Origin of the sequence: Bacillus pinisoli, assembly GCF_023036475.1 — a bacterium.
Classification (GTDB): domain Bacteria; phylum Bacillota; class Bacilli; order Bacillales; family SA4; genus Bacillus_BS; species Bacillus_BS pinisoli.
The window spans coordinates 16,591-29,199 of record NZ_JAJQKI010000001.1 but is presented as its reverse complement, the minus strand read 5'-3'; the positions used below and the strand labels follow the sequence as shown (position 1 = coordinate 29,199).

At 35.3% G+C, this 12,609-nt stretch carries 18 protein-coding genes and 1 other annotated feature (1 of these 19 only partly in view); of the genes, 10 read left to right on the top strand and 8 right to left on the bottom strand.

The window, feature by feature from the left end; genetic code table 11:
- Window positions 1-10 precede the first annotated feature (10 nt).
- The 5 genes from LT143_RS00170 (at window position 11) to LT143_RS00150 (ending at window position 2,712) form a co-directional block, all read left to right on the top strand.
- Window positions 11-352, top strand: coding sequence for a preprotein translocase subunit YajC (locus tag LT143_RS00170; RefSeq protein WP_246938521.1), 342 nt, complete (start codon window positions 11-13; stop codon window positions 350-352).
- A 320-nt stretch (window positions 353-672) separates the two neighbouring features.
- On the top strand, window positions 673-858 hold the full coding sequence (locus LT143_RS00165) for a hypothetical protein (RefSeq protein ID WP_246938520.1): 186 nt from the start codon (window positions 673-675) through the stop codon (window positions 856-858).
- A gap of 133 nt (window positions 859-991) precedes the next feature.
- Window positions 992-1,597 (top strand): cache domain-containing protein, encoded by a 606-nt coding sequence (locus LT143_RS00160; protein WP_246938519.1) that lies wholly within the window; start codon window positions 992-994, stop codon window positions 1,595-1,597.
- A gap of 162 nt (window positions 1,598-1,759) precedes the next feature.
- Complete coding sequence (locus LT143_RS00155; protein ID WP_246938518.1) at window positions 1,760-2,392, top strand: methyl-accepting chemotaxis protein; 633 nt, start codon at window positions 1,760-1,762, stop codon at window positions 2,390-2,392.
- Entirely contained in the window at window positions 2,371-2,712 is a 342-nt protein-coding gene (locus LT143_RS00150; RefSeq protein WP_246938517.1) for a hypothetical protein, read from the top strand. Before LT143_RS00155 ends, LT143_RS00150 begins: the two co-directional genes overlap by 22 nt.
- A gap of 522 nt (window positions 2,713-3,234) precedes the next feature.
- Here LT143_RS00150 and LT143_RS00145 read toward each other — a convergent pair.
- Window positions 3,235-3,729 carry a hypothetical protein gene (locus LT143_RS00145; protein WP_246938516.1) on the bottom strand — a complete coding sequence of 165 codons (495 nt, stop codon included), beginning with the start codon at window positions 3,727-3,729 and terminating at the stop codon, window positions 3,235-3,237.
- Window positions 3,730-3,767: 38 nt separating this feature from the next.
- Window positions 3,768-3,908, bottom strand: coding sequence for a hypothetical protein (locus LT143_RS00140; RefSeq protein WP_246938515.1), 141 nt, complete (start codon window positions 3,906-3,908; stop codon window positions 3,768-3,770).
- Window positions 3,909-4,138: 230 nt separating this feature from the next.
- Here LT143_RS00140 and LT143_RS00135 point away from each other — a divergent pair, with 230 nt between their 5' ends.
- The 3 genes from LT143_RS00135 to LT143_RS00125 are packed head-to-tail and all read left to right on the top strand — an operon-like array spanning window position 4,139 to window position 7,168.
- Window positions 4,139-5,884, top strand: a complete 1,746-nt coding sequence (locus LT143_RS00135) for a carbon starvation CstA family protein (RefSeq protein ID WP_246938514.1) — start codon at window positions 4,139-4,141, stop codon at window positions 5,882-5,884.
- 55 nt (window positions 5,885-5,939) lie between these two features.
- Entirely contained in the window at window positions 5,940-6,212 is a 273-nt protein-coding gene (locus LT143_RS00130; protein ID WP_246939111.1) for a cory-CC-star protein, read from the top strand.
- Between the two features lie 11 nt (window positions 6,213-6,223).
- Entirely contained in the window at window positions 6,224-7,168 is a 945-nt protein-coding gene (locus LT143_RS00125; protein WP_246938513.1) for an ArsA family ATPase, read from the top strand.
- 73 nt (window positions 7,169-7,241) lie between these two features.
- Here LT143_RS00125 and LT143_RS00120 read toward each other — a convergent pair whose 3' ends face one another.
- The 4 genes from LT143_RS00120 to LT143_RS00105 all read right to left on the bottom strand — a co-directional run bounded on the left by LT143_RS00120 (window position 7,242) and on the right by LT143_RS00105 (window position 9,015).
- Window positions 7,242-7,433 carry a hypothetical protein gene (locus LT143_RS00120; protein WP_246938512.1) on the bottom strand — a complete coding sequence of 64 codons (192 nt, stop codon included), beginning with the start codon at window positions 7,431-7,433 and terminating at the stop codon, window positions 7,242-7,244.
- Window positions 7,434-7,511: 78 nt separating this feature from the next.
- Window positions 7,512-7,706, bottom strand: a complete 195-nt coding sequence (locus LT143_RS00115) for a hypothetical protein (protein ID WP_246938511.1) — start codon at window positions 7,704-7,706, stop codon at window positions 7,512-7,514.
- Window positions 7,707-7,907: 201 nt separating this feature from the next.
- Entirely contained in the window at window positions 7,908-8,174 is a 267-nt protein-coding gene (locus tag LT143_RS00110) for a hypothetical protein (RefSeq protein ID WP_246938510.1), read from the bottom strand.
- Between the two features lie 124 nt (window positions 8,175-8,298).
- Window positions 8,299-9,015 carry a class I SAM-dependent methyltransferase gene (locus tag LT143_RS00105; RefSeq protein ID WP_246938509.1) on the bottom strand — a complete coding sequence of 239 codons (717 nt, stop codon included), beginning with the start codon at window positions 9,013-9,015 and terminating at the stop codon, window positions 8,299-8,301.
- Between the two features lie 280 nt (window positions 9,016-9,295).
- Here LT143_RS00105 and LT143_RS00100 point away from each other — a divergent pair, with 280 nt between their 5' ends.
- Both LT143_RS00100 and LT143_RS00095 read left to right on the top strand, forming a co-directional pair.
- The gene (locus LT143_RS00100; RefSeq protein WP_246938508.1) at window positions 9,296-9,877 is read left to right on the top strand and encodes a winged helix-turn-helix domain-containing protein; all 582 of its coding nucleotides are present in this window, start codon (window positions 9,296-9,298) and stop codon (window positions 9,875-9,877) included.
- A 10-nt stretch (window positions 9,878-9,887) separates the two neighbouring features.
- The gene (locus LT143_RS00095) at window positions 9,888-11,234 is read left to right on the top strand and encodes an MFS transporter (protein WP_246938507.1); all 1,347 of its coding nucleotides are present in this window, start codon (window positions 9,888-9,890) and stop codon (window positions 11,232-11,234) included.
- Window positions 11,235-11,249: 15 nt separating this feature from the next.
- Here LT143_RS00095 and LT143_RS00090 read toward each other — a convergent pair whose 3' ends face one another.
- Window positions 11,250-11,501 (bottom strand): hypothetical protein, encoded by a 252-nt coding sequence (locus LT143_RS00090; RefSeq protein WP_246938506.1) that lies wholly within the window; start codon window positions 11,499-11,501, stop codon window positions 11,250-11,252.
- Window positions 11,502-12,000: 499 nt separating this feature from the next.
- Window positions 12,001-12,414 carry a hypothetical protein gene (locus LT143_RS00085; RefSeq protein WP_246938505.1) on the bottom strand — a complete coding sequence of 138 codons (414 nt, stop codon included), beginning with the start codon at window positions 12,412-12,414 and terminating at the stop codon, window positions 12,001-12,003.
- Between the two features lie 122 nt (window positions 12,415-12,536).
- Window positions 12,537-12,609: a binding site (T-box leader), on the top strand; it runs 193 nt beyond the window's last position.

Below are 12,609 nucleotides of genomic sequence, written 5' to 3'. Positions count from 1 at the left end.
GAGTGTAACAATGGAAAATATATATCCCTTTATACCACTAGTAATCATGTTTGGACTCTTCTTCTTTCTTTTTATCCGTCCAAATTTAAAATACCTTCCTACATCAAGAAGAATAAAGCAATTACAGAAGGAATTTGTAACCAATGTTACAGAGGAAAATGTTACAGAATTCATTAACTTATTAAAAAGTATACCTAGGTTAAGTAATAGTCCCTCAACTTGGGAAAGCATGAGAGCCTGCTACAACCTAGTGTATGAAAGTAAATTAGATAAAAAATTAGTAGTTGAATTGAGACGGGTTATGATGGGCTTAGGTGTTAATCATCTGAAGACAGTTCAAATCCCTAAATAAGATATTCAATTGAAAAGAAGTAAATATTATAACAGGAATCGAGGAATTCTCAATGTGACTCGCATACATTAGGAAAATAGGATTAGCATAGGAGAAATCCATTGCTAATCCTATTTTTGATTTAAAAATACGTTAATTAGTTAAATTTACCTTTTTATGAAGTGAAAGATGTTTATCATAAACATAGTAATCATGATAATATGTGTATAGAGTTACTTATACACGTATTGTATATAATCCATATTATACTAGCTAATACATAGTCATAAACTACTAACTAAAAACGAATGATGTATTAAACAATTAAAGGGGAAACAAAAATGTTCCAACGATATTTACGTGATAAAGACGACAAATTTAAAGTAATTGGCATTAGTATTGTAGAGCCAAAAGAATTGGAAGACGGTAAGACTGTTATTTCAGTAAAAATGAAGGTGGGTTCTAGCGAAAACCCAATCAATATTACTTCTCTCTTAGATCCCATTAAAGACACAATCCTAAATTAGAACCAAGACTGTATAGTTCATTTATACAGTCTTTTTTAATGCTTGTTTTTTCCCATAAATTACTAAGCTATAAGTGAGTCGATTCTGACGATAAAAAGGGGGAGTCTATAACGAAGTTAGAAGGAGCTATGATATGAAGCTTAAAATAAGTCTACTTGTCTTAATCATTCCTAATATCATTATTGGGACTGTAGGATACTTTATTGCAAAGAACCAAATGGACAACTTAGGAAAAACGACACTACAAAATGGTGTAGAGATGGCTATTCAACTAATTGATTCAGCCAATAAGCAAGTAGAAGATGGTGAATTATCTTTACAAGAAGCTCAAGAAAGAGTGAAGGTATATTTAATTGGAGAAATGAACCCTGATGGTAAGTGTACAATGTCAAGTCCAGTTAACTTAGGGGAAAATGGTTACTTTGTTGCTTATGATAAAGAAGGTCTAGAAATGGCTCACCCAACCATTGAAGGTAAAAATGTTTGGGAAACTGAAGACGTTGATGGTTCATTATTTGTTCAAGAGCAAATCAAAATAGCTCAAGAAGGTGGAGGATTCGTAGAGTATAGTTGGGCTCTTCCAACTGACGAAAATGCCATTGCAAAGAAAATTACGTACAATAAGATAGATCCAAACTGGGGCTGGATTATTTCAGCTGGAACATATGAAATGGACTTTAATGACGGTGCAAACGAAGTATTAGTGGCACTAGCGATTACATTATCAATCTCTCTATAGATTGGTGGAGTTATATCCTATATCTTTGCTAAGAGAATATCTAAACCACTTATCTCTATTACAAACCATGTAAAAGAAGTTGCATAAGGTAACTTAGCTGTAGAAGTAAATTCAGTTAAGCGTTCTGATGAGATTGGTGATCTGGTAAATGGATTCTCTTCAATGGTTACAAACCTAAAGCAATTAATTGGTAAGGTTAATCAATCTGTTAATAGTATTACTGGTACTTCTCAAAACCTAAGTGAAGTAGCTGAAGAAACGACAGCTTCCAGTGAAGAAATTGGGAAGGCAATCGGTGAAATCTCTAGAGGTGCTGTTCAACAAGCAAGCGATGCTGATGAAACATTTAATGCTACGGTGGAACTGGCTGAACAGATCCAATTACTTTCTGAACAAACAAAATCAATGAGTGTAGCTTCTACACAAGTTGTATCATCTAATGAAATGGGTATTAGCAGCGTTACAACGCTAAAAGAGAAGTCTGTTGAAACAGAGACATCAGTAGAACAGGCAAAAGATGTTATCGAAACCCTTTCTCAAAGAGTACAAGAAATTCAAGTCATTATCGGAACTATCAACCCCATTTCTGAGCAAACAAACTTGCTTGCCCTTAACGCTTCTATTGAGGCAGCGAGAGCTGGTGAACATGGTAAAGGATTCGCTGTAGTTGCAAGTGAAGTACGTTCTTTAGCAGAAGAAACAAAGAAAGCTACTGAAGAAGTACGCCAAACACTTTCAGGAATTATTTCTGTTACAACAAAGCAAATACAAAAATGGATCGCACAAAAATATTAGCAAAAGAACAATTAGATGCTGTAAAAGAAACAGAGGATTCATTTAATAAGATTGCAGAATCAGTTAGTGGAATTGAAACGATCATTGGAGAAGTAAATGAAAACATTCAATTACTGGTGTCTTCAAAAGACAATGTTTCAAGAGCAGTTGAAAGTATTGCTTCAGTAAGTGAGGAATCGGCTGCATCTACTGAGCAGATTACCTCAAGCATTGATGAACAACTATATGCAATTGTTGTTGTATCCGAATCGGCAAATGAGTTAAATGATTTAATCACTGACTTAAAAAGAGAATTAGAAAAATTCAAATTAGAAGTGTAATAATTATATGCATGGTGCCTATTTCTTATGAAAGGGAAGGGTTATTACATTATAAGAATTACATACGCTGTCATAGGGAGCAGAACCAGATGAGCAAAGAATATTGCCAGTGAAAACTTGGTATTCTTTTGTAATTTCATATTTCGTTTGAAGAAGTAATTCAATAAAATTGCCCCAATAATCGTGACTAAGGTATAGAAAATATAAAAGACATTATCCTGAAATATTCCAGGAATTAAAGCAGCACCCATCGTTAGTAATACTAAAGGTACGAAGCTTACTGGATAAACAAGAAGATAGGAAAAAAATAAATTGTGTAACCCAACCATAATTTCTTTGTAATTATTTATATCCCTTCAAATTTAATCTATTTAACTAGAGGTTAAATCTCTATCATTAATTATTGCAAGTTTCTAGAATGTAAGATACTATAATAGTACCTTTAATATTGTTGATCAAAGGCCCTGATACTGTCTTTGGTCCATTTTCGATTATTCTCGTCTTTGACGAGGATTTTCTTGTTTAAAATCCCGCTATTTCATTCTTTTCCAAAACCTTTAGAGCTTGCTTTTGTATTTCTAGAATATATTTATCCCCATAAGTTTTGGTTAAATGAAGAAAATCTGTGATGTACATTCTAGCAAGGAATTCTCTATCATTATCTTCTTGTAGTTCTTCGTCTATTTCCTCTTTTGAATAACGTACCATGTTTCCTAACTCCATTTTATTAATTCCCAGTAACTCTAACTTACGATATAACGCCACCTTGTGTTTGATGTTAAATAAATTCATTAAATCCTTTTGGCTGTATAAACCTGACGGAAAACTTTGAATAGGTTCTACTACAGGTTTATTCGTTAAATTTCTCAAACGATTGGTATTCAATACATTCTGAATGTGATCTTTAATGGAGAGGGATTGTTCTTTGTTTTCGTTAAAAGTAGATAATTTCTCATCTAACAGATTTATAAAGTCCTTCTCAAAATCATCTTTATAAAATCGTTTATATGCTACCACTGTTCTCATGTTTTCGCGGATAAACCTTTGGAAATCATCTAAATGAAATTAATACGCTTTACGAATAGAGAAGAGATCGCTTCGTCCACATCATTTTCTACTGCATTTTTCATGAGCATCATTTTGCTAACTTCTGTAATACGAATATGAGTAATGAGTGGAACTATTTTATATATCACATGTTGGTAGGTACAAGGGCAACTCTCCCTATAAAGCACTGATCACTGTGCTACCTAGTGGGTTTTTACGGAAGCAACAATCTATACAAAGAGAGTCTTTTCTTCGTAAGAAAATGTATTTACAAAAAATTCAAATAATATTATTGACAACGTTTTCATATATTATTACTATTCAATTAGACCCAGATTTTAACATCTGGTACTAAAATAAAGTCATAGGAGGGAAAAGTATGAGCGGTATATGGTTAGCTATTATTGGTACCATTGTGTTTGCGCTTGGCTATCGTTATTACTCTAAGTTTGTGGCAGAGAAGATTTTTAAATTAGATGCTAATTTTGTTACGCCTGCACACCAATTTAATGATGGAGTAGATTTTGTTCCAACTAAAAAGACTGTATTATGGGGTCACCATTTTACTTCAGTTGCAGGTGCAGCACCGATCGTAGGTCCTGCGATTGCCGTATATTGGGGTTGGTTACCTGCTTTGTTATGGGTCATTCTTGGAACCGTTTTTGCTGCAGGTGTTCATGATTTTGGAACATTAGTCTTGTCTGTAAGAAATAAAGGGCAATCTGTCGGTACTCTAGCGGATAAGTTAATTGGAAAGCGTGCAAAGCTATTATTCTTATTTATTATTTTAATTCTAGTTTTAATGGTAAATGCGGTCTTTGCTTGGGTTATCGCCAATCTATTTATTAAATTCCCAGCAAGTGTTATTCCAGTCTTTATTGAAATTCCATTAGCTATTTGGATTGGGTACTCTGTATACAAGAAAAAAGGAGGCATGCTGTTACCGTCTTTAGTTGCACTTGCTGTTATGTATGGTTCAGCTGTTATTACTTCCTTAGTGCCAGCCTTACAAATTGATTTAGTAAGTTATTTTGGTGGTGCTGAAACAACGACAATATTCGGCTTAAATGGAGTTTCACTAGCATTCTTTGTTTGGATCATTATCTTAATGGTCTATTGCTATATCGCCTCCGTTATGCCGGTATGGAAATTGCTTCAGCCGAGAGATTATATTAACTCTCATCAGCTAGTGGTCGGATTAGTGGTCATGTATCTTGGCTTATTCGTTCTTCGTCCTGAGATTACAGCTCCGATGACAAATCTTGATGCTGCGGATAAATCATGGTTACCATTATTATTTATTACGATCGCTTGTGGAGCCATCTCAGGTTTCCATGGACTTGTTTCATCGGGTACATCCTCTAAGCAGTTAAATAAAGAAACGGATGCACGATTTGTTGGTTATCTTGGAGCAGTTGGGGAAGGGTTTTTAGCCTTAATCTCGATTATTGCTTGTGTGACTGTATTTGCAAATGTGGGAGAATTTAAAGAAGCTTATAACAGCTTTGGAGCAGCGAATGCGGGTGGTTTAGGAAACTTTATTAAAGGTGGAGCTCAACTAGCAACGGGTATTGGAATTCCTGCTGGTATCGCTGGAACCATTATTTCGGTTATTGTCGTAAGTTTTGCTGCCACTACATTAGATTCCTCTGTTCGATTAATGAGATACATTATTTCAGAGCTTGGACAGGAATATAAGGTCAACACGTTAACAAAGACTCATGTTGCTACATCTGTTGCAGTATTTGCTAGTGCAGCGTTAGTTCTTTTACCGAAAGGGCCAAACGGATTCGGTTCTGGTGGATACTTACTGTGGCCGTTATTTGGAACATCTAATCAGTTGTTAGCGGGCATTAGTTTATTGCTCATATCGATTTGGTTAAAACGATTAGGTCGAAATTACTTAGTTACGTTCATACCAATGGTGTTTATCCTGACGATGACAGTTTGGGCAATGGTTCAACAAGTATTCTTCCAATGGTCTGGATTTGGAGAGACAGACGCGAACCTACTACTCTTTATTTTAGGTAGTATAATCTTAGTATTTGCGATCTGGATTGTCCTAACTGCCTTCAAAGAACTATCAAAGAAAGATGATCCAACTAGTATTCATACAAATCTGTAGGGAAGAGAGGAGCCCGTATAATACGGGTTCCCTTTTTCACTTTTTTAAGTAGGTGATGCTTGTGGAAAAAGGACTCTCGGCTTTGAAACGTTTATTAACGCTTTATGATGAAATTTTATCTGTTCAACATCGGACTGAAATCGCTAGAGAGTTAAGGGATGAGGATGATTTATTCTTATTACTTTGTATGTCAGAAACGCTTGGTTTACCCAATCCAGCTTTTTATTACACGTTAGAGCTGTATCCTTATATCCTTGAAAAGTTTCATGATTGGCATTTACGAATGGGGATGGAAAAATCACCACTTGATGGAATACGCTGTTGTTAAGGAGATTTGCGATGTTAATGAATAAACGAATTTTATTTGTAGGTGGTAAGGGTGGAGTAGGTAAATCAACAAGTGCTGCAGCCCTGGCACTGTTACATGCAAAAGAAAAGAAGAAAACGCTACTTATATCAACGGATCCCGCTCATAATGTGGGGGATATTTTTCACAAAGAGCTAACAAATCAGCCTATCATGGTACTGCCTAATCTAAATGCAATTGAAATAGACCCTGCCTTAGAATCAAAGCGTTACATTCAGTCGGTAAAGGAAAATATTCACGGTGTAGTGAAGTCAACAATGCTAGATGAGGTGAACCGACAAATTGATGCGGCCAGTTCGTCTCCAGGTGCTGAGGAAGCGGCTCTTTTTGATCGTATTGTTTCAATTATCTTAGATGAGGGAGAGAAATATGACACCATCATCTTTGATACAGCACCAACAGGTCATACCCTCAGACTTCTGACGTTACCAGAGTTAATGGGAGTTTGGATTGACGGAATGCTTGAGAGAAGAAAAAAGCGCAACGAGAACTATGTACAACTCTTAAATGATGGAGAGCCGATTGAAGATCCCATTTACGAAGTTTTACAAAAGCGTAAAGAACGATTTGCAGCTGTACGAAAAATTCTATTAAACAAAGGAATGACGGGATTTATCTTTGTATTAAATCCTGAACGACTTCCTATATTAGAAACATCAAAGGCCATTAAGTTATTAAAAAATCACGAATTAGAAGTTGAAGGGCTTATTGTCAATAAAGTATTGTCGGAGCAAGTGGAAGGGGAGTTTTGGAAGAAAAGAAAAGAAACAGAACGTGAGTATGTACGATGGATTCATAAAGAGTTTAAGAACCAAGATATTCACTTTATACCTTTGTTTGAAACAGATATCAATTCTGTTGACTTGTTAGAAGAGTATGCAAACAAATTAGCTACTGGTTCAAGAATTGCTTTTTAATGGGCCAAGTTATTTGAAAAAGGTAGGTGTATCCTTATGGGGAGACAACCTACCTTTTTTGTGATACTTGATATTAAGCTTGCTCTAATTGGCTAACTGTTTGGCTACATTGCTGTAGTGCTTGCTCAACCATTTTTAATGATTGCTCAATATTTTGACGATTCCCGTCATTTTCAACCGTTTGTAAAGCTTGTTGCAATTGATCCTTCGCATTTGTTAATGAAGTATAAGACTCCTGTGCATAACCTCTAGCATTCTTCTGCATGTGAACATCCTCCTCTTCTATTGTACGACTAATAGAATGTACCAGGAGGCCCAAAATTATGTAACCTCAACCAAAAAGCTACCTAATAAATGCTTTATAAACACTAACCATCAAAGGAAGACTACAGGCAATAAATAAGATTAACCCAATAATTTGAATCGCACCTTTAAGCGTAACCAGTAATTCACCTAAAATAGATACACTCGGAACAGGAAACATCATGAACACAACTCCCATAATCAACCCATAAAAAAACGTACGCTGTCTATCCATCTTCCATCCTCCCTGAACAGTTTATTAATTTATAAGCTTAATCGATTATATGAGACAAGAGTGGCTTTTAGAGATGAATGATAAGATTTTAGCGCATTAAAGCAGTGGGGGCCAGGCCCCCACTGCTTTAATGTGTTAAAGGGAGTAGTGTGAAACTGAACTGAAAAATATCGTTGCTAATGCGATTAAGATAATTATATATTACCAGAAGAATAGACCCGCAAGAGCGACACCAGCAATTACACCTAATGCAACGCGATACCCACCGCCGTAACCATAGCCGTATCCATATCCATAGCCCCAATACCCATATCCACCAAGACCACCACGAGATCCAATCGGTTCTAGGTAGACATTGTTTCTACTAACTCTAGTGATTCGTCCGTAATGAACGCGTCCGTTGTGCTCATTAATTTTAACTACCTTACCTTGATAACGACAGCATAATCCGTAAATATCATGAGACATTGATCTTACCTCCTTTGTGCATAGCAGTCACTTATAACAAGTATCGAATACGATACCCTGTTACATTTTCTATACGCTACTAACATATGTTTAGGAGGATGTCAGGGATTGTACATTTGACTAGTTAAGCCTTTTTACAAAAAAATACACGAAAACCCAGCTTGTTTTTATATTTACTGGTTAACTCTTCATGTCGATCTAATTTATCGAAAAGTGAAGGATCTACTCCAGGACTAATGTCAAACTCAGTAAAATCATCTTCATCTGGAACTAACTCTTCTAATTGTATAGAAAACGTTGTTACATTTTTAAAGCCTGACCTTTCTAAGTGCAAAAGCCAATCTTCTTCTGAGAAAATGTCATGAATGCCATAAAAGTCTAATAATTCACGACTTTCATGATCACTAAGAGACTGAAGTTTCGTCATTTCAATGAGTGTAAGTGTCCCGGATTGCTTTAAGACTCTTGAGTATTCCTTTAGGGATTCCTGTACTTTGGTAAAAGCAGTGACTGATTCGGACAGAATGTAATCAAACTTGTTATCTACAAACGGAAGATCCTCAGCAGAACCTTCTAATAATGAAATTGAATCTTGCTTACCTAACAACCTTTTACGTGTTTTCTCAATCATTACCGGATGTTGATCAATGGCATAGAGCCTACAAGGAAAGTGATGTGCAAGATATGCTGTCGTTTGGCCAGTACCACACCCCACTTCAAGTAGTGCGGTTTCTTCATTGATAGGCAACTCATCCAAAACAGCTCTTGTCAGCGTTAAGCCACCAGGATGAGCCCCACCAATACCAAATAGAGCTAGTAAATCTGTATAAGAATAACTCATCTCTTTTCTCCTTTTTCGTGTGTTTAGTAAAGCATATGCGCAAATTACTCGAACGGTCCTACTAGTAGTTATAAGTTGCTTTATCGCATTAAAGGAGTGGGGGGCAGGCCCCCACTCCTTTAATGTAATAAAGTGTAAAATAAGTTTATAAACAGATTATTTTTATTATAATTGTAAAACTATTGAAATAAATGGAAATTGGTTATATAATCAAATTAAATTTACCATTCAAATTTTCTTGAACGATAAAATTAATTTGATTGAGGATGGGATATGAATAATGAAACAGTTAGATTATTACGAAGTTAAAAATTTGAAACAAGCTAAAGTATTATCTGATGACTTGCGAATGAGAATTATAAGTATGTTTCGAGATGATAAGCCGAGAACAGCTAAACAAGTAGCAGATGAATTGGAACTGCCAGCTTCTAAAGTACATTATCATGTTAAAGAACTTGAAAAACTCGGGTTATTAATCTTAATTGACACAAAAATTAATGGTGGAATTGTTGAGAAGTATTACTTGCCAATAGCGAAAAACATACGAATTCGCTTATCTCGAACAGAAGGAGAGGGTATCCATGAATTCCATGAACAAAGCCAAATTATTAATTCTACTCTCCGTGAATTTCGTAACAGTTTTTTAAAATCTATTGAAGAGGCAAGAAAAAATGAGGAGTTCTTTAAGCCTTTATTTTTTCAAATGAAACAGACTCTAACCAATGAAGATCGTGACGAATTATACAATGAGTTAAAGAGTTTGTCTGAGAAATGGAATGAAAAGATGAACCAGAAAACAGCTTCAGAAGGCAATGGAGAGGAATATAACTTATTTTTATCTTTTCATAAAATAATAGATTAGGAGGTTGGCCATGATTAAGCAAAGTTTTAAAACTTTTTTAGTCATTTGGTTTGGTCAGCTTGCATCCGTAATTGGTTCAGGATTGACTGGATTTGCATTAGGTGTTTGGGTTTTTCAGGAAACAGGATCTGTCACACTATTTTCTTTAATTGTCATGTCTTCGGTTCTTCCTGGAGTTTTAGCTTCTCCAATAGCCGGTTATGTTGTAGACAAGTGGAAACGAAAAAATGTAATGATTTTAGCCGATTGTGTAGCAGGATTTAGTACATTACTTATTTTTGTCCTTCTCCTCTCAAATCAACTGGAAATTTGGCATATCTTTTTGTCTACAGCACTCGGTTCATTTAGTAGTGCGTTCCAAATGCCTGCTTATCAATCCACGATAGCTTTACTTGTCCCTAAAGAGAACTTATCAAGAGCAAACGGGATGGTTCAAATGGCGGATTCTCTTTCTATGATTATTGCTCCATTAGCGGCGGGATTTTTATTAGGAATCATTGGTCTACAAGGAGTAATTCTAGTTGATTTCATCACATTCATCATTGCCATTACTACCTTAGTTTTTGTTAGATTCCCTGAATTAAAAAAGGAAGAAAATCAAGAGAAGGCGCCATTCCTAAAAGAAGCTATGTTGGGATGGGACTATATTCAAAAAAGGCCAGCACTTTTAGGATTGTTACTTTATTTTGCCTTTGCTAACTTTTTGTTAGGCTACGTTAATGTTCTAATGCAGCCTTTAATTCTAACTATTGGAGATGAAAGAGCTCTTGGAATTGCCATCTCTGTTACAGGAGGTGGAATGCTCTTAGGTGGAATAATTATGAGTGTCTGGAAGGGGATGCAAGATCAAGTTAAACAGTTTATTTTATTCGGATTCTTAAGTGCAATTGGACTAAGTATATCAGGTTTTGTGTCGTCAGTTTATGTCATTACGATTGGAATGTTTTTGACTATGTCACTCATTCCATTTGGCAATGCAGCAAGTCAATCGATTTGGCAGAGGAAGGTAAAGCCTAATGTTCAAGGAAGGGTGTTTGCACTAAGGAGAATGGTAGCCCTTTCCCTAGCACCATTTGCATATATAACAGCGGGTCCAGTTGCAGAAAAGCTCTTTACACCAATGATGGTAGAAGGAGGATTATTAGCTAGCAGTATAGGTAGACTGATTGGAGTTGGCGAAAGTAGAGGTATAGGCTTACTCTTTATCATATTAGGGATTTTATGGGCAATTCTTGGTGTAGTATATTACTTGCATCCTCGGATTAGAAATTTAGACAAAGAGCTCCCAGATGCAATAGAAGATGTTCAAGCTATGCATGAGAAAGAAAGTCATAAGGTGGTTTCAGCGGAGATTTAAGGTTAATTTGATTTTCTAGCTACAATTGTGTAATGCAGTAATGATTTCTTGCTGAAGCTCGTTAGAATACAGACCTTGAATATCTAGAAAATTTTCTGATTTCATACAGTATTGTAGATGCTCGGTAACCACGTAGTCGTTATTATCTTTTGAAAATGAACATTGAAAAAGAGAATCTTGTAAGGGATCATTCTGGCATAGGTACACAATAGTAGTACTATTAGTTTCTTCATTTTTAGTAACAATTTTAAACGTAGAATCTGTCATTACGATCTCAACTCCTTACTAATATAATGGACAGAAGTTATTTAATAGATACCTAAATGACTTAGAATTATAGTGTGAAACGCAGAGGAATATTTGATTTTTAATAGGGGTATTGGGTGTTAATTAAGATTCGACAAATTTCTTGGGAAATATCTTTTTTAATAATAGGATCATGTTGTGAAAAATGGTGGTAGCTGTGATTGCTGCATGAAGTGAGAGACAAAAAGGTCTTTTGAGAAATTTGATGTGGTAGGAGATGAGTATGTGAGGTCTATGGGATTGACGATAATTTATAAGGTAATTTACTTATAAGAATTTTCTCCTTCTATACTAACTTTAATACTATAAATCTTATCACTATTAGTTTGAGTTAGTAACAACCCAAATATAAATATTGAAATAAAAATAGGTTTTAAATAAGGTACTTTATTACATTAAAGGAGTGGGGGCCAGGCCCCCACTCCTTTAATGTGTTAAAGCTAATTCTGATGAAAAACAACTAATTTAGATTAATGATTAGTGTTTCCCTTTGAATTTCTTCTCCAGTAAGCCAGGTTACAACGAGTTCAAGTTGCTCGGGGTTAATCTGCTCTAGCCATTGTTGAAAGATAAATTCTTGATTTTGTGGTAGAGAATGAATAAGAACGGATTGGAAGAAAGGTAACTTAAGTTCTAGAATGGGACTCTCTACTAAACCGTCTATAGAAATATCTTGTTTAGTAAGTTCTTTATTTCTTAGCTTAAACCAAAGTGAACCGGACTCTAGAGTATCTGTTTTTATTTCTTTAACATGAATTTCCCAACTGTTCGACTGATATTTGCAAGGTAACGAACAGTTTGTAGTGGCCAATGTAGATATAGGACTGATGAGGAATAAAATAATAGTTAATGAACAGAATTTTAGTTGAGCCATGGATGTAAGATGAGACACTCCTTTCCTTTTACTTAATTATAGGTAGTATTTGTTATTTTTTACGAACTACATACATGAAATAAAAAACACTTGATTTTATTGGAACATTCTGTAAAAATGTGTTAAAGGCTATTAAGAGAAAAGTACAATAACTATGTTCTTCTACAGAGAGCTTCGGTTGCTGAAAAGAAGCAA